This window comes from Streptomyces endocoffeicus (genome assembly GCF_016741935.1).
In the GTDB taxonomy this organism is placed as follows: Bacteria; Actinomycetota; Actinomycetes; order Streptomycetales; family Streptomycetaceae; genus Streptomyces; species Streptomyces endocoffeicus.
In genome coordinates this window covers 1-22,298 of the sequence record NZ_JAERRG010000004.1, presented here as the reverse complement: position 1 = coordinate 22,298, position 22,298 = coordinate 1, and the positions used below count along the sequence as shown (strand labels likewise).

13 protein-coding genes are annotated in these 22,298 nt (G+C 71.8%); 11 read left to right on the top strand and 2 right to left on the bottom strand.

Features of this window, described 5'->3' with window-relative positions; genetic code table 11:
* The first annotated feature begins 454 nt into the window (after window positions 1-454).
* The 3 genes from JK364_RS12655 to JK364_RS12645 all read left to right on the top strand — a co-directional run bounded on the left by JK364_RS12655 (window position 455) and on the right by JK364_RS12645 (window position 6,238).
* A complete protein-coding gene (locus JK364_RS12655; RefSeq protein WP_201850782.1) occupies window positions 455-2,548 on the top strand; it encodes a type IV secretory system conjugative DNA transfer family protein in 2,094 nt (697 codons plus the stop codon).
* Between the two features lie 230 nt (window positions 2,549-2,778).
* The gene (locus JK364_RS12650) at window positions 2,779-4,530 is read left to right on the top strand and encodes a PucR family transcriptional regulator (RefSeq protein ID WP_201850781.1); all 1,752 of its coding nucleotides are present in this window, start codon (window positions 2,779-2,781) and stop codon (window positions 4,528-4,530) included.
* Window positions 4,531-4,777: 247 nt separating this feature from the next.
* The gene (locus tag JK364_RS12645) at window positions 4,778-6,238 is read left to right on the top strand and encodes an aldehyde dehydrogenase family protein (RefSeq protein ID WP_201850780.1); all 1,461 of its coding nucleotides are present in this window, start codon (window positions 4,778-4,780) and stop codon (window positions 6,236-6,238) included.
* Between the two features lie 86 nt (window positions 6,239-6,324).
* On the opposite strand, the gene JK364_RS12640 is transcribed toward JK364_RS12645, so the two are convergent.
* On the bottom strand, window positions 6,325-9,339 hold the full coding sequence (locus JK364_RS12640; RefSeq protein ID WP_201850779.1) for a glycoside hydrolase family 3 C-terminal domain-containing protein: 3,015 nt from the start codon (window positions 9,337-9,339) through the stop codon (window positions 6,325-6,327).
* A 257-nt stretch (window positions 9,340-9,596) separates the two neighbouring features.
* On the opposite strand from JK364_RS12640, the gene JK364_RS12635 reads away from it, so the two are divergent.
* The 5 genes from JK364_RS12635 (at window position 9,597) to JK364_RS12615 (ending at window position 16,001) form a co-directional block, all read left to right on the top strand.
* A complete protein-coding gene (locus JK364_RS12635; protein WP_201850778.1) occupies window positions 9,597-11,279 on the top strand; it encodes an extracellular solute-binding protein in 1,683 nt (560 codons plus the stop codon).
* Complete coding sequence (locus JK364_RS12630) at window positions 11,279-12,223, top strand: ABC transporter permease (protein ID WP_230991873.1); 945 nt, start codon at window positions 11,279-11,281, stop codon at window positions 12,221-12,223. Before JK364_RS12635 ends, JK364_RS12630 begins: the two co-directional genes overlap by 1 nt.
* Entirely contained in the window at window positions 12,220-13,179 is a 960-nt protein-coding gene (locus JK364_RS12625; RefSeq protein ID WP_201850777.1) for a carbohydrate ABC transporter permease, read from the top strand. Before JK364_RS12630 ends, JK364_RS12625 begins: the two co-directional genes overlap by 4 nt.
* 44 nt (window positions 13,180-13,223) lie before the next feature.
* Window positions 13,224-15,236 carry a beta-galactosidase gene (locus tag JK364_RS12620; RefSeq protein WP_201850776.1) on the top strand — a complete coding sequence of 671 codons (2,013 nt, stop codon included), beginning with the start codon at window positions 13,224-13,226 and terminating at the stop codon, window positions 15,234-15,236.
* 63 nt (window positions 15,237-15,299) lie between these two features.
* Window positions 15,300-16,001, top strand: a complete 702-nt coding sequence (locus JK364_RS12615; protein WP_201850774.1) for a glycoside hydrolase family 12 protein — start codon at window positions 15,300-15,302, stop codon at window positions 15,999-16,001.
* Between the two features lie 64 nt (window positions 16,002-16,065).
* On the opposite strand, the gene JK364_RS12610 is transcribed toward JK364_RS12615, so the two are convergent.
* Entirely contained in the window at window positions 16,066-17,082 is a 1,017-nt protein-coding gene (locus JK364_RS12610) for a LacI family DNA-binding transcriptional regulator (protein WP_201850772.1), read from the bottom strand.
* A 311-nt stretch (window positions 17,083-17,393) separates the two neighbouring features.
* On the opposite strand from JK364_RS12610, the gene JK364_RS12605 reads away from it, so the two are divergent.
* From JK364_RS12605 to JK364_RS12595, 3 genes are all read left to right on the top strand, one after another.
* On the top strand, window positions 17,394-19,379 hold the full coding sequence (locus JK364_RS12605; RefSeq protein ID WP_201850770.1) for an acyl-CoA dehydrogenase family protein: 1,986 nt from the start codon (window positions 17,394-17,396) through the stop codon (window positions 19,377-19,379).
* Window positions 19,380-19,490: 111 nt separating this feature from the next.
* Window positions 19,491-20,753, top strand: coding sequence for a 1-deoxy-D-xylulose-5-phosphate reductoisomerase (dxr, locus tag JK364_RS12600; protein WP_201850768.1), 1,263 nt, complete (start codon window positions 19,491-19,493; stop codon window positions 20,751-20,753).
* Window positions 20,750-22,051, top strand: coding sequence for a M50 family metallopeptidase (locus JK364_RS12595; RefSeq protein WP_201850766.1), 1,302 nt, complete (start codon window positions 20,750-20,752; stop codon window positions 22,049-22,051). The genes dxr and JK364_RS12595 overlap by 4 nt, the downstream gene beginning before the upstream one ends.
* Window positions 22,052-22,298: the final 247 nt, after the last annotated feature.

The window sequence follows — 22,298 nt, the reverse complement described above, 5'->3', positions numbered from 1 at the left end:
TAGCCCGACGGCAGCCTTACGGATCGCGTGAGTGAGACGGGCCCGCCCGGGTCGCTGAACTCCCCGCGCGGGAACACTAGATTGAGCGATGGCGCGAAAGCCGAGGAACAGCCGGTCAGGGGGCAAGGGGCAGCACATGGACACCGAGGGCACGTTCGACCCACGCAGCACACGCCACAACCCGCCCCCACCCCCACCCCCGCAATCCCCGCCTTCGGCAGCCTCAGGAGTCCGGCCGCAGCCGCCGCGCGCGCCGGAGTACCCGCCTGCGTCGGCGGAGGAGCCCGCCACGCCCCGGTCTGCGGCAGACGGGTCCTCCTCACAGGGTTCGGGCGGACCGTGGCACCCGAACGGCACGGACACCCCTCCTCCGGAGACCGCCCCGTCACAAGCCGCCTGGCCGCCCGTCGATGCTCCCGGATCGGCATCGAGGAACCCGGTCGCCCCGCCGCCCATGCCGCCGACCGCGCCCCCGGCGTCCCCCGGCGTCCCTCCGGCGCCGGCCCCTGGCGTCCCCCCTGTCTCCGGGCCCGCCGCCCGCCCGTCCTTCGTCACCTGGCTGCGCGCCCCGCGGTCCGAGGCGGCGCCGGGGGTGTGGACGTACGAGCACAAGCCGAAGGCGCCGGAGGAGCCGGACCGGATTCCAGGGCGGCGGCTGCTCAGCGGGGCCTTGGTCGCTCTCCTCTGCGGCTGGCTGGTCTGGTCGCTGCTCTGGAACGGATACCTGGGCGGCTACTGGCTGTGGCCCATGTATCTGCTGACCCCGGACTCGTGGTACGAGCGCGGAGGCAACACACAGGCGGGCTGGTGGTCCCAGCGCATCTACATCGGCATTGTTCTCGCCGTCCTCGCCGTGATCTTCGGGCGCGTCGGCCACTGGCCCGAGGTCTGGCGTCGTTATGTCGCGCCCCTCTTCCGGCGGGCCTGGGATGAGCCCGCTCCTGAGGCGGTGGCCGCGGGGCGGCCGGAGGGGGATCCGGTGGAGTGGCCGCAGTTGCGGGCCGCGGGGGGGCACAGTGCGGCTGATCGGTTGGCGGCGGACGCGCGGGCGGGGGCGATGAATGACGTCGACCACGCCCGGATCGACCGCGCCTGGCAGTCCGTGCGCGCGGGGAGGAATTCGCTCGCCTCGTTCACCGACACCGTGCTGCGCCACGGCGCCGCCTCCTACGGCCATCCGTCCGGGGCGCGGGATCTGCCGGCCCGGACCGCGCGGCATGATCTCCTCGCCCATCAGGTCCGCCTCGGCACCGCCGCCGAGGATTCCCGCAATCCTTACCAGCACCGCGGCGTCGGTCTTGCCCTTGATCCCGAGGTGCTCGGCACCTCGCTGCTGGCCGTCGGGCCGCCCGGTTCGGGGAAGACGGGGCGGGTGGTGCGGCCCGTCGTGGAGTCGCTGTGTCTGCAGGCGCTCGCCGGGCAGGTCGCCGTCGTGGCGGTCGGGGCGGCGGGGGCCGGGCTCGGGGCGGATGAGGCGTTCGACGTCGTCGTGAAGATCGGCCGGCCCGACTCCGGCTACGACCTCGACCTCTACGGCGGCACCACCGACCCCGACGAGGCCGCGGGCATCCTCGCCGAGGCCCTGATCGGCGACATGGCCGCCTCGCTGCCGGGCGGGGACAGCCGGCGCGCCGCCACCGCGCTGGCCCAGCTGCTCGGCCCCTACCGTGCCGCCCACGGCCGCTTCCCCTCCGTCCCGGATCTGCGGGAGCTGCTGGACGGTTCCAAGACGGCCGTCAACGCGCTGCGTGAGGCGCTGGACGAGGCGGGGGAGCGGGCGCAGGCCCGCGAGCTGGAGGCGCGGGTCCGGCAGTCGGGCGCGCCCGGGGACGTGGGCGCGCTGCTCGCGGACCGGATCGCGCTGCTGGACCGGCCCGCGTTCGCCGATTTCTTCGACACCACGGGCGACCGCCGCCCGTTCTCCCTCCGCGCCCTCGAACACCCCCTCCGGGTCCGTATCGACCTGCCCGAGCGGGGCCACGCGGAGGCGTCGCGGATGCTCGCGCGGCTGGTTCTGGCGCAGTTCACCGAGTGCGCCGTGGGCCGCGCCGACCGTTCGCTGTTCGCCTGCCTGGTCCTCGATGACGCCTCGCACACCGTCACGCCCGAGGCCCTGCGCGGTATCCAGCGGCTCCGTTCCGCCCACGCGGGCGCCGTGCTCACCCTCCGCACCCTCGACGACGTGCCCGAGTCGCTGCGCAGCGCGCTGCTCGGCGCGGTCGGCTGCCGGATGGCCTGTGCCGGGGTGACGACCTGGGACGGGGCGCGGTTCGCCGAGGTGTGGGGGACGGAGTGGGTCGAGACCCGGGACGTCACCGACCGGCAGATCATCGCCGAGGAGCCGCTGACCAAGGTGCTGCACTTCATCCGTAAGGTCGCCACCGGCAAGGCGGTGACCACCCAGTCGGTGACCGTACGGACGGTGGAGCGCGAGCGCTGGTCCGCCTCGGAGCTGGCCCATGCGGTTCCCCCGGGGCATGCGGTGCTGTCGGTGACCTCCGTAAGGGGCGAGGGCGGGCCGCCGGTGCTGGTGGATCTGCGCGGGTGATCGGCCGCCGTTCCGGCCGGTCCTCAGTCATCGGTTGCTCGGCCCGGGTGGCCCCGGTAGCCCCCGCTCAAGGCGGGCCGGGGCAACCGGAACCGCAGCCTCACGGCCATACCCATGGCGAAATCAGGCCGTCAATTCCGCGTTTTCCTCCATTGAGGCAGAATCGGCAGTAGCCGTTCATACGGGGCGGTGAAGTCGTCGCAAGCCGTCGCATTCGCTTCGAAGGTGCCATGCCTCCCACGCTCGCCTCACTCGTCCGCCACCCCGGTCTCAAGCTGTCCGTCCTCGCGGGCGAGGACCGGCTGGAGACGCCCGTGCGCTGGGCGCATGTCAGCGAGCTGGCCGACCCCGTGCCCTATATGGACGGCGGCGAGCTGCTCCTGATCACCGCGATGCAGATCGAGGCCGATGACCCGGAGGAGATGAGCCGCTATGTGCGGCGGCTGGTGGGCGCGGGCGTGGTCGGGCTCGGCTTCGCGCTCGGCGTCAACTACGCCGAGGTGCCGCCCGCGCTCGCCACGGCGGCCAAGGAGGAGGGGCTGCCGCTGCTCGGCGTGCCTCGCCGTACCCCCTTCATCGCGATCAGCAAGGCCGTCTCCGCGGCGATAGCCGCCGACCAGTACCGGGCCGTGACGGCCGGGTTCGAGGCGCAGCGCGAGCTGACCCGTGCCGCCATCGGCGCCGAGGGGCCCACCGCGCTGCTCGGCCGGCTCGCCGCCCACGTCGACGGCTGGGCCGCGCTCTACGACGTCTCCGGCGCCGTGGTCGCCGCCGCACCGGACTGGGCCGCCCGCCGCGCCGCCCGGCTCACCGCCGACGTCGAGCGGCTGCGCTCCCGTCCCGGCCCGGCGAGCATCGTGGTCGGCGGGGGCTGCGGGCCGGCCGGGGCCACGGGCGCGGAACCGGCCGAGGACACGGCCGTCGCCGACCGGGTCGAGCTCCAGTCGCTGGGCACGGGGCGCCGTATGCGTGGTGTGCTCGCCGTCGGTACGGCCGCGCCGCTGGGCACCGCCGAGCGCTACGCCGTGCACTCCGCGGTCGCGCTGCTGACCCTGACCACCGAGCGTTCCCGCGCCCTCCAGGAGGCCGAGCAGCGGCTCGGCGCCGCCGTGCTGCGGATGCTGCTCGCGGGTGAGCCCGACCACGCGCGGGCGGTCGCCGGGCGGCTGTACGGCGGGCTGCTCGACGCGCCGTTCCGGATGCTGGTCGCCGAGGTGCCGTCCGGTGCTACGGCCCAGCAGACCCATCTGGCGCCCTCGGCCGCGGACGACGCCCCCGCGGAACGCCCCACGGAAACCACCACCACGGCCGCGGGTGAAGCCGAGGCGGCCGACCCCCTCGGCACCCTCATCGACACCATGGAGGCGGCCGCGGCCCGTATCGGCGAGTCGGTGCTGGTCGTGCCCGACGGCGAGCGGCTCATCGTGCTGGCCCCCGACGGCGGGGCGGCGGTCGCGGCGTGCGCCGAGCACGCCCGGGCCGTCGAGGCCCGCCGGGGTACGAAGGCCCGCCCCCGCGACCGCGCCGCGGTCGCCGCGCCCCGCGGCGACGAACTCGTCATCGGGCTGTCCGCCCCCGCGGGCCCCATCGCCGCCGCGGCCGCCTACCGCCAGGCGGAGCAGGCGCTGTCGGTGGCGCGCCGCCGCGGCCGGATGCTGGTCGAGCACGAGCAGGTCGCGGCGGGTTCCGTACTGCCCCTGCTCGCCGACGACGCCGTCCGGGCGTTCGCCGACGGCATGCTGCGCGCCCTGCACGAGCACGACGCCACCGGCCGGGGCGATCTGGTCGCCTCGCTGCGCGCCTGGCTCTCCCGGCACGGCCAGTGGGACGCGGCCGCCGCCGACCTCGGCGTCCACCGGCACACCCTGCGCTACCGGATGCGCCGCGTCGAGGAGATCCTGGGCCGCTCCCTGGACGATCCGGACGTCCGCATGGAGCTGTGGCTGGCCCTCAAGGCCACGGCCCCGGGCACCTCGGCCTGAAGCGCCCGCCGCCGCCCCCGAGCCGCCGCCCCGGGCCGCCGCTTCCCGATCGCGGTCACCGCTTCCCGTCCACCGACCACAACCTCATCCACCGACCACAACCCCCTCCTCCCGATCCCTCCCCATTCCGGCACGCCATTGCGTAGCGCCCGCGCGTCCGACTGCTACGCCTCGGACAAACGCCGAGCAGGCGGGGCGCGCCTACGGTGGGAGGAGAGACACCACTTCAGAAGGGTCGGGATCCGCTGTGCCAGACACACACGAAGCTGTCACCCACGCGTTCTGGCTCGCCGGCCGTAAGGCGACGGGCGAGAGCACGCTCGAGGTCACCTCGCCCTGGGACGGCCGCCGCGTCGGCGTGGTGAGCGTTCCCACCGATGCGCAGATCGAGGAGGCCGTCGCCGCGGCCGACGCGGTGCGTGAGGAGTTCGCCGCGACCCCCGCGCACGTCCGGGCCGCCGCGCTGGACCATGTGTCGCGCCGTCTCGCCGAGCGCGGCGAGGAGATCGCCCGGCTGATCTCGGACGAGAACGGCAAGCCGATCAAGTGGGCGCGCGGCGAGGTGGGCCGCGCCGTGTCCGTCTTCCGGCTCGCGTCCGAGGAGGCCCGCCGGTTCAACAGCGGGGACGCCCAGCGGCTGGACACCGACGCCGGTGGCACCGGGCGGCTCGCGCTGACCCGCCGCTTCCCGCGCGGCACCGTCCTCGGCATCGCGCCGTTCAACTTCCCGCTGAACCTCAGCGCCCACAAGGTCGCCCCGGCGATCGCCGTCGGCACGCCGATCATCCTCAAGCCGGCGCCCGCGACCCCGCTGTCCGCGCTGATCCTCGGCGAGCTGCTGGCCGAGACCGAGCTCCCGGCGGGCTCCTGGAGCGTCCTTACGGTGCCCAACGACCGGATGCCCGCGCTGGTCCAGGACGAGCGGCTGCCGGTCATCTCCTTCACCGGTTCGGAGAAGGTCGGCTACGCGATCAAGGAGTCGGTGCCGCTCAAGCACTGCACCCTGGAACTCGGTGGCAACGGTGCCGCGGTCGTCCTGTCGGACTACGCCGCCGAGGCCGACCTCGACTGGGCGGCCACCCGCATCGGCACCTTCTCCAACTACCAGGGCGGACAGTCCTGCATCTCCGTGCAGCGGGTGATCGCGGACGCGTCCGTCTACGAGGAGCTCGTGCCGAAGATCGTCGCGGCCGTCGAGGCGCAGGCCACCGGCGACCCGACCGAGGACGCCACCGATGTCGGCCCGCTGATCAGCGAGGACGCCGCCAAGCGCGTCGAGTCCTGGGTCGACGAGGCCGTCCGGGCCGGTGCGAAGCTGCTCACCGGCGGCAAGCGCGAGGGCTCGAGCTACGCCCCGACCGTGCTCGCGGACGTCCCCGCGGACGTCACCCTCTCCTGCGAGGAGATCTTCGGACCGGTGCTCACCCTGCACAAGGTGGCGGACGAGGACGAGGCGTTCGCGGCCGTCAACGACTCCAAGTACGGCCTGCAGGCGGGCGTCTTCACCCGCGAGGTGCGGACCGCCTTCCGCGCCCACCGCGCGCTGGAGGTCGGCGGCGTGATCATCGGCGATGTGCCCTCGTACCGCGCTGACCAGATGCCCTACGGCGGCGCCAAGCGGTCCGGCGTCGGCCGCGAGGGCGTGCGGTACGCGATGGAGGACTACACCTACGAGCGGGTCATGGTCCTCACCGGCCTCGACCTCTGATCCACCCACCGCCGGGCCCCGCCGCGCGGTGGGGCCCGGCGTATGCGGAACGCATGGGGTTGACCCGTCCCGGCCACTCCGGACCCTCAACCGGAGAAGCCGAGACGGGCCAGTCTCAGACCGCCGCCGCGCAGCGTGATGTGCAGGTCCTGCACGCCGGTCGGCGGCGTGGGCAGGGCGGCGCGGACCGTGGTGTAGACGTAGCGGCCGCCGGTGGGCGGGACGGCGGCGGTGACCAGGGTGGTGCCGTCGGCGAGGTGCGCCTCGACCATCGCGCCGTCCCCCGCAACCGTCCCGCCAACCCTCGCGCCGTCCCCCGCGACTGTCCCGTCAACCGTCGTGCCGTCCCCCGCAACCGTTCCGCCAACCGTCACTCCGTCCCCCGCCTCGGCGGAGTCGTACGCGGCCTCGACCGTCATCGACATCGCCCCCGCGCCGAAGTCGCAGCCGCGGAAGAGCAGCCGGCCGACCGCGCCGTCACGGCAGGCCACCGCGTCCCCGCGGACCTTGGCGCGGTCCACCAGCACGATCCCGTCCGCCGCGTCGTAGTCCGCGGCCTCCAGACCGCGCCGCAGCACCGGGCGCGGTGCGGGCGGCGGGCCCTCGACGGTCACGGTGGCGGTGGCGCGGAGGTCCGCGCTGGACGCGCCCGCGTGGATCTCGTACGTCCCCGGGTCGACGGTCCAGCGGCCGTGCGCCACGTCCCAGAAGCCCAGCGCGTCCTCGACCGGCACGGTGAAGAACAGCCGCGCCCGCTCGCCCCGGCGCAGCCGCACCCTGCGGTGGGCGATGAGCCGCCGGTGCGGCAGCGGGACCCGTGACCCCGGCGCGCTCGCGTAGATCTGCACGACCTCCTCGCCGTCGCACGGACCGGAGTTGGTGACCTCGCACTCCACGGTCAGCCCCGCCTCCCGCCGCACGGACAGCTCGCCGTAGCCGAAGGCGGTGTACGACAGGCCGTGCCCGAAGGGGAAGAGCGGGGCGCCGTCGAAGTACAGATAGGTGGCGCGCGAGGCGATGATGTCGTAGTCGAGCGGATCGGGCAGCTCGTGGTCGGAGGCGTACCAGGTCTGCGGCAGCCGCCCCGCCGGTGAGACGTCCCCGAACAGCACCCGGGCCAGCGCCGGGCCCGCCGCCTGGCCGCCGTGGGCCGTCCACAGCAGCGCGGGCAGCGCGTCGGCCGCCTCCGCGACCGCGTACGGATAGCTCGAGGTCAGCACCAGCGCGGTCCGCGGATTGGCGGCGTGGGCCGCGCGCCACAGCCGCCGCTGCCGGTCGGGCAGGGCGAGGGTGGTGCGGTCCTCGGTCTCCCGGCCGCCGATGTGCGGGTCGTTGCCCGCCACGACCACCACGGCGTCCGCCCGCGCGGCGGCGCGGGCCACCGCGTCCTCGCCGCACTCGACGACCACCAGCCGGAAGACGGTCCCGGTCCCCTCCTCGCCGCCGCCGCGTTCGGCAACCTTCAGCGCGCCCGCGGCGACACAGACGTAGCCACCCGTCCCCAGGTGCCTGAGGAGGTGTCCGTCGGGGTGCGCTTCGAGCGTGAACGTCTCCTGGACCACCCAGCCGCCGGGCTGCTCCGCCGCCGCGCGGACGAAGCCGTCCTCGGCCACGGTCAGCCAGCGGCCGGAGGGCGCGCGCAGGGTGAGCACCCCGCCGCCCCAGTCGGCCAGGTACAGATCGGTGGGGGTGTCGCCGATGGTCAGCGGCGGCAGATCGGTACGGCCCGCCGTATGCGCGGGGTTGAGCGAGCCCGCCGCCTCCGCGGGACCCTCGTCCTCGGCCGCCGCGTCCGGCACCCGCACCCAGCCGGCCGCCGTGCGCAGCCGTACGGTGTCCAGGCCGTCCGCGAACACCACCCGGTCCGCGCCGAGCCGCTCGGCCAGCGCCTCGCGCGGCGAACCGCGGCGGATCAGACTGCCGCTGTACCAGTCCAGCTTGCACTCGTCGGCGAGCGGACCGACGACCGCGAGGGTGCGGACGGCGCTCTCGGAGAGGGGCAGCAGACCGTCGTTGGTGAGCAGGACGACGGCCTGTTCGGCGGCCTCCAGGGCGAGCGCGCGATGGGCCGGGGTGTCGAAGGCACCGTCGGATGCCTCTGGTTGCCCGCCGGGCCCGTCGAACTCGCCCAGCGCACACCGCATCCCCAGCAGCCGCCGCACCGCCGTGTCGACCGTGGACACGTCGATCAGCCCGCGTGCCAGCGCGCCCCGGACCCGCGCGATCGTCTTCGACGCGTCCTGGTCGTGGTCGGTGAAGCTGTCCACACCCGCGCGCAGGGCCGCGGCGACGGCCTCCTCATGGGTGTCGAAGTAGTGCTCGGAGTCGACCAGATTGGACGGCGCGCCCGCGTCGGAGCAGACCACCAGCTCCTGGTCGGTCCAGGTGCGCAGGTGCTCGCGCAGATACGGGGAGACGTGGTTGGGCCGCCCGTTGACCAGGTTGTACGCGGGCATCACCCCGGCCACCGCACCCGCCCGCACCGCCCCGCGGAAGGCCGCCAGATCGTATTCGTGGAGCACCCGCGGCCGCACCGAGGAGGAGGTGGTGTCCCGGTCGGTCTCGTTGTTGTGGGCCAGCCAGTGCTTGAGGACCGGCGCGGTGCGCCAACGGTCCGGGTGATCGCCGCGCAGCCCGCGGGTGTAGGCCGTGGCCAGGGCCGAGGTGAGGTACGGATCCTCGGCGTACCCCTCCTCGTTGCGGCCCCAGCGCGGATCGCGCAGCAGGTTCACCGTCGGCGACCACACATTGAGGCCCACCCTCGGATCGCGTGCGCGCATGGCCCGTGCCTCGCGGCCGACCGCCTCGCCGACGCGCCGCACCAGCTCCGGGTTCCAGGTCGCGCCGAGCCCCACGGCCTGGGGGAAGACGGTCGCCGGGCCCATCCAGGCGACGCCGTGCAGCGCCTCCTGCCCGGTGCGGAAGGGCGCGAGGCCGAGCCGCTCCACTCCGGGTGCGTACTGGTGGAGCATCGCGATCCGCTCATCCGGTGTGAGCCGGGCCAGCAGATCCTCGACGCGGGTACGCACCGGCAGCCGTGGATCGCGGAAGGGCGGATCGCGAAAGGGCGGACGCGTGATCAGATCACCGTCATCGCTCACGGATACGGCCCCTCTTCTCCGGTTCCCGATGTCGAATCGACGTCGATTCGAAGCGCTTCGATGCTGGGTGCACCATGCCCGCCCTGTCAAGGCTCCACGGAAGCGCGACCCACCGGCACCTTGCGCCACCACTCTTGCGCGGCCCCACCCCCCGTCTTAATCTCAGCGCATATCGAAGCGCTTCGACCAATCTTCGATCAATCTCGGCCAATTCGACCATCAGTCGTACGGCGGGCACGCCACGAAGGGTTGACGCAATGCCGAACTCCCAGGCTTCGGCCTCCACTTCCCCTCCCAGCCGGAGAACCTTCCTGGCCTCCACGGCGGTTGCCGCGGCGGCTGTCGCGGGAGGGGTTCCGCTGCTCACCGGCTGCTCCACCGAGGAGGGCTCCGGCAAGGGCGGCACCACCTCGGGCAAGGAGCTGAAGAACCTGCTGCCGACCTATGTGGCCTCGAAGGTGGCGGCCCCGGACATCCCCAGCGTCAACGGCTCCAGCCCCGGCTACACCAAGGCCCCGCCCGCCGCCGAACTGGTCGCCTCCGTGAAGGGCAAGCCCGGCCACGGCGGCGGCTACACGATGTTCGAACCCCTCTGGGGCACCCCGCCGCCCAAGAACAACGCCTACTACAAGGCGGTCAACGACGCGCTCGGCGCCACGGTCAAGCTCCAGCCGCAGGACGGCAACACCTACGGCGAGAAGCTCGGCGCCGTCCTCGCCTCCGGAGACATCGCCGATATCGTGATGATTCCGCTCTGGGAGATGGGCGGGCGAATCCATGGCGCGGTCAGCGCCAAATTCGCCGATCTGGGCCCGTATCTCTCCGGTGACCAGGTCAAGAAATATCCGAACCTCGCCGCCATTCCCACCGCCGCCTGGCAGATGTCCGTCTTCGGCGGCAAGCTCCGCGGGCTGCCGATGCCCTCCCGTCCGCTGACAAGCGTCATTCCGTACTACCGCGAGGACATCTTCTCCAAGGAGGGCTATCACGTCCCCAGGAGCCCGGCGGAATTCCTCGCCCTGGCCAAGGAGATCACCCGGCCCAAGAGCAAGGTATGGGCCTGCGACGACATGTGGTGGTCGGCGCAGCGGTTCTTCGGCTGCCCCGGGGAGAAGCCGTACTACTGGACCGAGAAGAACGGCAAGCTGGTCCACAAGGTCGAGACCGAGAACTACCTCGAGGCCCTCGAATGGTGCCGCAAGCTCTTCGCCGGGGGCTATGTCCACCCCGACGCGGTCGCGGGCAAGGCCAATGACGCGCTGACCCGCTTCACCTCCGGGCAGACCCTCCTCTACAACGACGGCGACGCCAAGTGGTACGGCGCCACCTTCGAACAGGCCGGTCCCAACCCCGAATTCAAGATTCAAGGAATGGACTGGTTCGGCCCCGACGGCGGTGACCCGGTCATCTATCTCGACCCGCCCGCCCAGATCTGGTCCTTCCTCAACAAGAACCTCTCCAAGGATCAGATCGAGGAAATCCTCGCCCTCGCGAACTTCATCGCCGCGCCCTTCGGCACCAAGGAGCAGCGCCTCATCGACTACGGCGTCGAAGGCGTGCACCACGACATGAAGAAGGGCGTACCGGTCAAGAACGCCACAGGAGTCCGTGACGTCCAGGACACCTACCGCTTCATCGTCTCCCCGCAGGCGAGCGTCGCCTATCCGGACTTCCCGCGGATGGTCGAGGACTACTGCGGCTGGATGCGGCGGATGTGCGAGTTCGCCAGGAAACCGCTCTTCTACGGAATGCAGATCCAGGAGCCCAATCGGTACGCCTCGCTCTACACGCCGTTCGAGGACCTCGCCAAGGACGTCACCCGCGGCCGTAAGTCGATCAAGGACGCCCAGCGGGCCATCAGCGACTGGCGCAGCGGCGGCGGCGACCGGCTCCGCGACTGGTATGCGGGGCTCCTCGACGAGAACGGCGGCGGCGCCTGATGGCCCAGCGGGGCCCCGGCACCCCGACCGCCCGCACCGGCTGGTGGCACCGGCTGCGCCGCGACCGCACCCTGCTGCTGATGGTCGCCCCCGCCGTCGGCCTGCTCCTGCTCTTCACGTACGTCCCGCTGCTCTGGACCACGGTCGCCTTCAAGGACTACGACCCGTTCACGTCGGGGCTGTGGACCAGCCCCTGGGTCGGCCTCGACAACTTCACCCTCCTCTTCGAGGACAGCCGCTTCTGGGACGCCTTCGCCAACACCCTCTCCATCACCTTCATCCAGCTGGTGCTGTTCTTCCCGGTGCCCATCGCGCTGGCGCTGCTGCTCAACAGCGTGCTCAGCGACAAGGTCCGCGGCCTGGTGCAGTCGATCCTGTACCTGCCGCACTTCTTCTCCTGGGTGCTGGTGATCACGATCTTCCAGCAGATGCTCGGCGGCGCCGGACTGCTCGCCCAGCAGCTGCGCGCCCACGGCCACGAGGGCTTCGACCTGATGACCGACCCGGGCGTCTTCAAATTCCTGATCACCGCCCAGCTGGTGTGGAAGGACGCGGGCTGGGGCGTGATCGTCTTCCTGGCCGCGCTCTCCGCCGTCAACCAGGACCTCTACGAGGCCGCGGCCGTGGACGGCGCGAACCGCCGGCGCCGGATGTGGCACGTCACGCTGCCCGCGCTGCGCCCCGTGGTCGCCCTGCTGCTGGTGCTGCGCGTCGGCGACTCGCTGACCGTCGGCTTCGAGCAGATCCTGCTCCAGCGCGACGCGGTGGGGCCCGGCGCCTCGGAGGTCTTCGACACCTATGTGTGGTGGGTCGGCATCGCCAACACCGACTACGGGATCGCCGCCGCGGGCGGTCTGATCAAGGGCGCCTTCAGCCTGGTGCTGGTGCTGATCGCCAACAAAGTCGCCCATATGCTCGGCGAGCAGGGGGTTTACCGGAAATGACCGTGACCGAGCGGACCGCGGCCCCGACCGGGCCCGCTGCCCCGCCCCCGCCCCCGCGTCGGCGGCGCGACGAGCGGCGCCCGGTGTGGGAGGAGGAGCCCGGCAGGGTCGGCCAGGGGCTCAAGGGGGCCACCCTGGCCGGGGTGTGTCTGGCGATCCTCGGCCCGCTGTGGGTGGTGATCGTCACCAGCCTCTCCGACCAGAGGACCATCACCGACGCCGGGGGACTGGTGATCGTCCCCAGGACGATCACCTTCCGGGCCTACACCGAGCTGCTGAGCGGCGGCACGGTGACCCGGGCCACGCTCGTCAGCCTCGCGCTCACCGCCGTGGGCACCGTGATCAGCACCGTCGTCTCGGTCCTGTGCGCCTACGGCCTGTCCCGCCCGGGGTCCTTCCTGCACCGGCCGATCCTGCTGGTGCTGCTGGTCACCATGTTCTTCAACGCCGGTCTCATCCCCACGTATCTGCTGGTCACCGGCGTCGGCCTGGAGGGCAGCTACTGGTCGATGATCCTGCCCGGGGCCGTCTCGGTCTTCAATGTCCTGGTGCTGCGGGCGTTCTTCCAGAACATCGCGCCCGAGCTGATCGACAGCGCCCGGATCGACGGCGCGGGGGACTGGCGGATCCTGTTCCGCATCGTGCTGCCGCTGTCGAAGGCCGTGATCGCCGTGGTCTCGCTCTTCTACGCGGTCGGCTACTGGAGCCAGTGGTTCAACGCCATGCTCTACCTCAACGATCAGGACAAGTGGCCGCTGCAGATGATCCTGCGCCAGCTGGTGATCAAGCAGCAGGCGCCCCAGGGCATGTCCCAGATGATCTCCACCCAGCAGATCCCCGGACTGGCCGTGCAGATGGCCGTCATGGTGCTCGCCCTGATCCCGGTCGCGGTGCTCTACCCCTTCGTCCAGAAGCACTTCACCAAGGGCATGCTCACCGGCGCCGTCAAGGGCTGACGCCGGTCGCCCCCGTACCCAGCCGACCCGAGACGGGAGCCGGTATGCCCGACCTGAACGACGCCACCCGCGGCCGCGTCCTCTACGGCGGCGACTACAACCCCGAGCAGTGGCCCGAGAGCGTCTGGCACGACGACATCCGGCTGATGCGCCGGGCGGGCGTCACCACCGTCACCGTCGGCGTCTTCTCCTGGGCCCGGCTCGAACCCCGCCCCGGCGCACGGGACTTCGACTGGCTGGACCGGGTCCTGGACCTGCTCCACGAGGGCGGGATCGAGGTGTGCCTGGCCTCCCCGACCGCCTCCCCGCCGCCCTGGATGGGCTCCCGCCATCCCGAGACCCTGCCGCGCGACGAGAACGGCGCGGTCGTCTGGTACGGCGCACGGAACCAGTTCTGCGCCTCGTCCCCCGTCTACCGCGACCACGCCCTGCGCATCACCGAGGACCTGGCGGACCGCTACGGCGGCCATCCGGCCCTGCGGATGTGGCACGTCGGCAACGAGTACGGCACCCACTGCTGGTGCGACGAGACCGCCCGGCACTTCCGCCGCTGGCTGCGCACGCGGTACGGCGATCTGGACGCCCTCAACGAGGCGTGGGGGACGGCCTTCTGGAGCCAGCGCTACGACTCCTGGGAGGAGGTCATCCCGCCGCGCCGCGCCCAGTACCTGATCAACCCCGGTCAGGCGCTGGACTTCCGCCGCTTCACCAGCGACGCCCTGCTGGAGTGCTTCACCGCCGAACGCGACGCACTGGCCGCCCGCACTCCGCACATCCCCGTGACCACCAACTTCATGCCGCTGTTCATCGGCCAGGACGGCTGGGCGTGGGCGGCGGAGGAGGACGTGGTCTCGGTCGACCTCTACCCCGACCCCAAGGACCCGCACGCGGCCGCCTACGGCGCGCTGGTCCAGGACCTGACCCGCTCCCAGGCGGGCGGCCCCTGGGTCCTCATGGAGCAGGCCGCGGGGCCGGTCAACTGGCGCGGCGTCAACCACCCCAAGCCGCACGGGCTGATGCGGCTGTGGTCCCTCCAGGCCGTCGCGCGCGGCGCCGACGCGGTCTGCTTCTTCCAGTGGCGGCAGTCCCGGCAGGGCGGCGAGAAGTTCCACTCCGGGATGGTCCCGCACGCCGGTGAGCACAGCCACACCTTCGCCCGGGTGCGCGAACTCGGCGCCGAGCTGCGCGAACTGGCCCCGGTCGTGGGCACGGACGTCCCCGCGCGGGCCGCGATACTGCACGACTGGCACTCCTGGTGGGCCACCGTCCAGGACGGCCGCCCCTCCTCCCTGGTCTCCTACGAGCGACTGCTGCGCGCCTGGCACCAGGCCCTGTGGGAGCGGAACCTCACCACCGACTTCGCCCATCCGCACGCCGACCTCACCGACTACGCCCTCGTCGCCGTCCCCCAGCTGTATCTGCTCACCGACGAGGCGCTGGACAACCTCGCGGCGTACGTACGCGGCGGCGGGACCCTCGTCTGCGGCTTCTTCACCGGAGTCGCCGACGAGGACGACCGGGTGCGCCCCGGCGGGGTGGACCGCCGCCTCCGCGGGCTCCTGGGCATCCGTACGGTCCACGAGTGGTGGCCGCTGGACGAGGACGAGACGCTCACCGCCGAGGGCGCCTGGCTGGGCGCGTTCCACGACACCCTCTGGTCCGAGGACCTGGAGCCGTCCACCGCCGAACCGGTCGCCCGGATCAAGGGCGGTGAACTCGACGGCCGCCCCGCCGTCACCCGCAACCCCTACGGCACCGGCACCGCCTGGTACGTCTCCACCCTCCCCGAACCCGCCGCCCTGCGTGCCCTGCTCGGCCGCGCCGCCGAGGAGGCGGGGCTGGCACCCGCGCTGCCCGGCCTCCCCGAGGGCGTCGAGGCGGTGCGGCGCGGCCCGTATCTCTTCCTGCTCAACCACGGCCGCACCCCGGCGGTCGTCCCCCTCCCGTCCGCTCCGTCCGCGCGGACGGATCTGCTCACCGGGCGCGCGCACCACACCAGCGTCCGGCTGGACCGCTTCGCGGTCGTGGTCCTGGCTCCGCCCGAATCCCTTACCTGAAGCTCGGCCCGAATCCCGCACCTGAAGCTCAGCCCGAATCCCTCATCCGAAAGGGAAGGTCCCGTGCAACGAGCCGCTCGAACACTCTTCCTGACCCCGCTGATCGCGTTACTCGCGCTGATCGGCTTCGCCGCCGCTCCCGCCCAGGCCGCCACCTGGTCCTCCTCGGACCAGTGGGGCACCTGGTCCAACGGCGGCTACACCCTCTACAACAACATCTGGGGCTCCGGCGCCGGAGCCCAGACCATCTGGGCCAACTCTTACAGCGACTGGGGAGTGTGGGCCAACCACCCGAACACCGGCGGCATCAAGTCCTACCCCAACGCCAAGAAGGTCGTCGGCAGGAAGATCAGCGCCATCTCCACGCTGACCAGCACCTACAACGTCACCGTGCCGTCCTCGGGCGCGTACAACACCTCGTACGACATCTGGGACTCCAACTACGACTACGAGATCATGCTGTGGGTCAACAAGACCGGCCCGGTCGGCCCGCTCGGCACCGCCCAGGGCAATGTCACCCTCGGCGGCCACACCTGGAGCGTCTACAAGGGCAGCAACGGGGCCAATGAGGTCTTCTCGTTCATCCGCACCGCGAACTCCACCTCCGGCTCCGTGGACATCAAGCCCATCGTGAACTGGATCAAGAACACCAAGGGCTGGTTCGGCGATGTGACCATCGGCGACGTCCAGTTCGGCTATGAGATCACCTCCTCGGCCGGCGGTCTGGACTTCCGCACCAACAGCTTCGGAGTGAGCGCGAGCTGACCCCCGCGTACCGCCGCCGCCCGGCCACCCGGCGGCGGTACGCCATCGGCCCGGCGAGATCGCGTCAGGACGTGCCGGGCGCCGGGCCCGAGCTGGCCCGTACGGTCAGCTCCGGGGCGAGCAGGGTCACCTGCTCCTCGGGGGCGCCGCCCGCCAGCTTCGCCACCGCCAGTTCCACGGCGCGCCGTCCCATCTCCTGCGCGGGGATGGCCACCGAGGTGAGCCGCACCGACGCCTGGGTGGCCACCTGCTCGGGGCATATGGCGACCACCGAGACGTCCTCGGGCACCGCGCGCCCCTGCCGGCGCAACAGGCTGAGCAGCGGATCGATGGCCGCCTCGTTCTGCACCACGAAGCCGGTGGTGCCGGGCCGCTCGTCGAAGATCCGGGAGAGGGTGCCGTCCATGGACTCGTAGCTGCCCTCGCACGGCCGGTGCAGCAGCCGCACCCCCAGCCCGGCGGCGCGGCGGCGCAGCCCCTCCAGGGTCCGCTCGGCGAAGCCGGTGTGGCGCTCATAGACGGCCGGGGCCTCGCCCACGACGGCGATCTCCCGGTGGCCGAGGTCCGCCAGATGCTCGGCGCACAGCGCACCGGTGGCGGTGAAGTCCAGATCGACGCAGGTCAGGCCGACGGTGTCGGCGGGCAGCCCGATCAGCACGGTGGGCTGGCGGGCGGCGTGCAGCAGCGGCAGCCGCTCGTCCTCCAGCTCCACATCCATCACGATCATGGCGTCGGCGAGCCCGCTGCCGGTCACCCGGCGCACCGCCGTCGGGCCCTCCTCGCCGGTGAGCAGCAGGACGTCATAGCCGTGGGAGCGGGCGGTGGTGGCGACCGCGATGGCGATCTCCATCATCACCGGCACATACATGTCCGTCCGCAGTGGCACCATGAGCGCCAGGATGTTGGAGCGGCTGCTGGCCAGGGCGCGGGCTCCGGCGTTGGGGTGGTAGCCGAGCTCCTTGATGCTGTGCTCGACGCGCTCGCGGGTGGGAGCGGAGATGGACCGCTTGCCGCTGAGGACGTAGCTCACCGTGCTGGCGGAGACTCCGGCGTGGCGGGCGACCTCGGCGAGGGTGACCATGCGGGGGACTCCATCCGGGGGATCGTCAGTGAAGCGCTTCGACGCATGGCCGAGACTCTTCCATCTGGTCATGCGGATTGACCCTAAACCCGCAGCACAAGGGCTGTCCAGAGGCCATCGAAGCGTTATCGAAGCGCTTCAACTCGACATTTATCTCCCTCGGTACCCCCGCCGGGTCCGCCGCCGCGGAGATCCTTCCCGAACCCCCGGATCCCGGCCTCCTCCCGCTTTGCCGTCCCGTCGGACCGGAGGCACACTGGCAGCGGTACGTGCCGGTAATGTCACGAGATCGTCGCGGCAAGGGAGCACCGATGACCGCATCCTCCGTCAGGCCGGTGTCCGAGCGTGAAGCGCGCCAGGTCGCCGAGGCCGCACGCGAACAGCTATGGCACAAGCCCAGCTTCGCCAAGGAGCTCTTCCTCGGCCGCTTCCGACTCGATCTGATCCATCCCCACCCCGCCCCCGCCCCGGACGACGTCCGCCGAGGTGAGACCTTCCTCGCCAAGCTCCAGGAGTTCTGCGAGACGCGGGTCGACGCCGCCCGTATCGAGCGCGAGGCGCAGATCCCCGACGAGACCATCAAGGGGCTCAAGGAGCTCGGCGCGCTCGGGATGAAGATCGACACCAAGTACGGAGGGCTCGGCCTCACCCAGGTCTACTACAACAAGGCCCTCGCCCTGGCCGGCTCCGTCAGCCCGGCGATCGGCGCCCTGCTCTCCGCCCACCAGTCCATCGGCGTACCGCAGCCGCTGAAGCTCTTCGGCACCCAGGAGCAGAAGGACCGCTTCCTGCCGCGCTGCGCCCGCACCGACATCTCGGCCTTCCTGCTCACCGAGCCGGACGTGGGCTCCGACCCGGCCCGCCTCGCCACCACCGCCGTGCCCGACGGCGACGACTACCTGCTGGACGGCGTCAAGCTGTGGACCACCAACGGCGTGGTCGCCGATCTGCTGGTGGTGATGGCCCGGGTGCCGCGCTCCGAGGGCCGCAAGGGCGGCATCACCGCCTTCGTCGTCGAGACCGCCGCCGAGGGCGTCACCGTGGAGAACCGCAACGCCTTCATGGGGCTGCGCGGTCTGGAGAACGGCGTCACCCGCCTCCACCGGGTCCGCGTCCCCGCCGCCAACCGGATCGGCCCCGAGGGCGCCGGCCTCAAGATCGCGCTGACCACGCTCAACACCGGACGGCTGTCGCTGCCCGCGATGTGCGCGGGCGCCGGGAAGTGGTGTCTGAAAATCGCCCGCGAATGGTCCGCCGCCCGTGAGCAGTGGGGCAAGCCCATCGCCGAGCACGAGGCCGTCGGCGCCAAGATCTCCTTCATCGCGGCGACCACCTTCGCCCTGGAGGCCGTCATCGACCTCGCCTCCCAGATGGCCGACGAGGACCGCAACGACATCCGCATCGAGGCGGCGCTCGCCAAGCTCTACGGCAGCGAGATGGCCTGGCTGATGGCCGACGAACTGGTCCAGATCCGCGGCGGCCGGGGCTATGAGACCGCGGCCTCGCTGGCCGCCCGCGGGGAGCGGGCCGTCCCCGCCGAGCAGATGCTCCGCGATCTGCGCATCAACCGGATCTTCGAGGGCTCGACCGAGATCATGCATCTCCTCATCGCCCGCGAGGCCGTGGACGCCCATCTGTCGGTGGCGGGCGACCTCATCGACCCCGACAAGTCCCTCCAGGACAAGGGCAAGGCGGCCGCCAAGGCCGGTGGCTTCTACGCCCGCTGGCTGCCCGGCCTGCTCACCGGCCCCGGCCAACTGCCCCGCGCCTACCCGGAGTTCCGCCCGCCCGTCGCCCACCGCCACCCTCAACGGAAGCGCTCCGCGCAGCCCCTTGTCTCCGGCCACCCGGACCTCTCCCCGCATCTGCGCTATGTGGAGCGCTCGGCGCGCAAGCTGGCCCGCTCCACGTTCTACGCCATGTCCCGCTGGCAGGGCCGGATGGAGACCAAGCAGGGCTTCCTCAGCCGGATCGTCGATATCGGCGCGGAGCTGTTCGCGATGAGCGCGGCCTGCGTACGGGCCGAGATGCTGCGCTCCCGCGGCGACCACGGCGTCGCCGCCTACCAGTTGGCCGACGCGTTCTGCCGGCAGGCCAGGATCCGCGCCGAGGAGCTCTTCGGACGGCTGTGGACCAACACCGACGAACTCGACCGCAAGGTGGTCTCCGGGGTGCTCTCCGGCACGTACGAGTGGCTCGAGCACGGCGTGATCGACCCCAGCGGCGACGGCCCCTGGATCGCCGACGCCACCCCCGGCCCGACCGCCAGGCGGAACGTCCACCGGCCCATCCACTGAGGAGCCGCCGAGAGGCCGCCGGAGCACGTGCCGACGGGCCCCCGGGATCCGCGATCACCGGATCCCGGGGCTTGTCACCGAGCCGTCATCCCTTGCCCCCACAATGGGGGGATGACGGATTCCCTGGCTGACCCGCATCTGCGCGTTCCGGCGGCCACCGCCGCGGCGAGCGTGCGCGACATCGTGATCCTGGGCTCCACAGGTTCGATCGGCACCCAGGCCATCGACGTGGTGCTGCGCAATCCCGGCCGCTTCCGCGTGACCGGCCTGTCCGCCGCCGGGGGCCGGGCCGGGCTCCTCGCCGAGCAGGCCCACCGGCTGCGGGTGGACAGGGTCGCGGTCGCCCGGCCGGAGGCGGTGGCCGAGGTGCGCCAGGCGCTGAGCGCGCTCTACGGCGCCGGTGAGCCGCTCCCCGAGATCCTGGCGGGGCCCGACGCGGCCACCGAGCTCGCCCGCTCCCAGTGCCACACCGTGCTCAACGGCATCACCGGCTCCATCGGCCTGGCACCCACCCTGGCCGCCCTGGAGGCGGGCCGGGTGCTGGCGCTGGCCAACAAGGAATCGCTCATCGTCGGCGGCCCCCTGGTCAAGGCCGTGGCCAAACCCGGGCAGATCGTCCCCGTCGACTCCGAGCACTCCGCGCTCTTCCAGGCGCTGCTCGGCGGCGCCCGCGAGGAGGTCCGCAAGCTGGTGGTCACCGCCTCCGGCGGTCCGTTCCGCGGCCGGACCAAGCGGGAGCTGGCCTCGGTCACCCCGGAGCAGGCGCTGGCCCACCCCACCTGGGACATGGGCCCGGTGGTCACGATCAACTCCGCGACCCTCGTCAACAAGGGCCTGGAGGTCATCGAGGCCCACCTGCTCTACGACATTCCCTTCGAGCGGATTGAGGTGGTGGTCCACCCTCAGTCGTATATCCACTCGATGGTTGAATTCACCGATGGCTCGACGCTCGCCCAGGCGAGCCCGCCCGATATGCGGATGCCCATCGCGCTCGGCCTCGGCTGGCCCGAGCGGGTGCCGGACGCCGCGCCCGGCTGCGACTGGACCAAGGCCCACACCTGGGAGTTCTTCCCCCTGGACACCGAGGCGTTCCCCTCCGTCGGCCTCGCCCGCCACGTCGGCGACCTCGGCGGCACCGCCCCGGCCGTCTTCAACGCGGCGAACGAGGAGTGCGTGGACGCCTTCCTTGACGGAAAGCTGCCGTTCAACGGAATCGTCGATACGGTCGCGGAGGTGGTGTCCGAGCACGGCACCCCGGCCGAGGGAACCCGGCTCACCGTCGCGGACGTCCTCGAGGCCGAGACATGGGCCCGCGCCCGCGCAACGGAACTGGCCGCCAGAGCGGCGAAGGCGACCCCGGAGGCTCGCGCATGACGACACTGATGACGGTCCTCGGCATAGTGGTGTTCGCCGTCGGCCTGCTGATCTCCATCGCCTGGCATGAGCTCGGCCACCTCTCCACGGCCAAGCTCTTCGGCATCCGGGTGCCCCAGTACATGGTCGGCTTCGGGCCGACCATCTTCTCCCGGAAGAAGGGCGAGACCGAGTACGGCGTCAAGGCGGTTCCGTTCGGCGGCTATATCCGCATGATCGGGATGTTCCCGCCGGGCGACGACGGAAAGATCGCCGCGCGCTCCACCTCACCGTGGCGCGGCATGATCGAGGACGCCCGGTCGGCCGCCTTCGAGGAGCTCCAGCCCGGTGACGACAAGCGCCTGTTCTACACGCGCAAGCCGTGGAAGCGCGTGATCGTCATGTTCGCCGGGCCCTTCATGAACCTGATCCTCGCGGTGGTGATCTTCCTCGGGGTGATGATGAGCTTCGGCGTCAACACCCAGACCACCAATGTGGGCACGGTCTCCCAGTGCGTGGTCGCGGCCTCGGCCTCCACCGACAAGTGCCCCAAGGGCGCCAAGGACTCCCCGGCCAAGGCCGCCGGTCTGCAGCCCCGGGACAAGATCGTCGCCTTCAACGGCCGCCCCACCCCGGACTGGGGCGCCCTCCAGCAGGACATCCGCGAGACCACCGGCCCCGCCACGATCACCGTCGAGCGGGACGGCGTCCGCAAGACCCTGCACGCCAACCTCATAGAGAACCAGGTCGCCAAGTCCGACGGGAACGGCGGCTATGTCGAGGGCCAGTTCGTCACCGCCGGCTTCCTCGGCTTCACCCCGGCCAACGGAGTGGTCCAGCAGTCCTTCGGGCAGTCCGTGGACCGTATGGGCAACATGGTCGAGGACGGCATCGACTCGATGATCGCCCTGCCCTCCAAGGTCCCGGACCTGTGGAACGCGGCCTTCGGGGACGGCGAGCGCAAGGCGGACTCCCCGATGGGCGTCGTGGGCGCGGCCCGGGTCGGCGGCGAGGTCGCCAGCCTCGACATCCCGCCCTCTCAGCGGATCGCGACCATGCTCTTCCTGGTGGCCGGGTTCAACCTCTCGCTGTTCCTGTTCAACATGCTGCCGCTGCTGCCGCTGGACGGCGGTCACATCGCGGGCGCGCTGTGGGAGTCCATCCGGCGCCACACCGCCCGGCTGGTCCGGCGGCCCGACCCCGGACCGTTCGATGTGGCGAAGATGATGCCGGTCGCCTATGTGATCGCCGGAGTTTTCATCTGCTTCACGCTGCTCGTCCTGGTGGCGGACGTCGTGAACCCCGTGAAAATCTCCTGATGACGCGAGATGTCCTGAAGTTCACCTTTGGGTGGACTTCAGGAGCGCGGTGTGCTGAGGCCATGGCCGGTGCCGTAATCTCGGAGATCGGAGTCCGCTGATCTCCTGCCACGCACACACCTTGGGGTTACGAACCAGATGACTGCGATTTCGCTAGGAATGCCGTCCGTACCGGCCAAGCTCGCCGAGCGCAGGGTCAGCCGGAAGATCCAGGTCGGATCGGTCGCCGTGGGCGGCGACGCGCCGA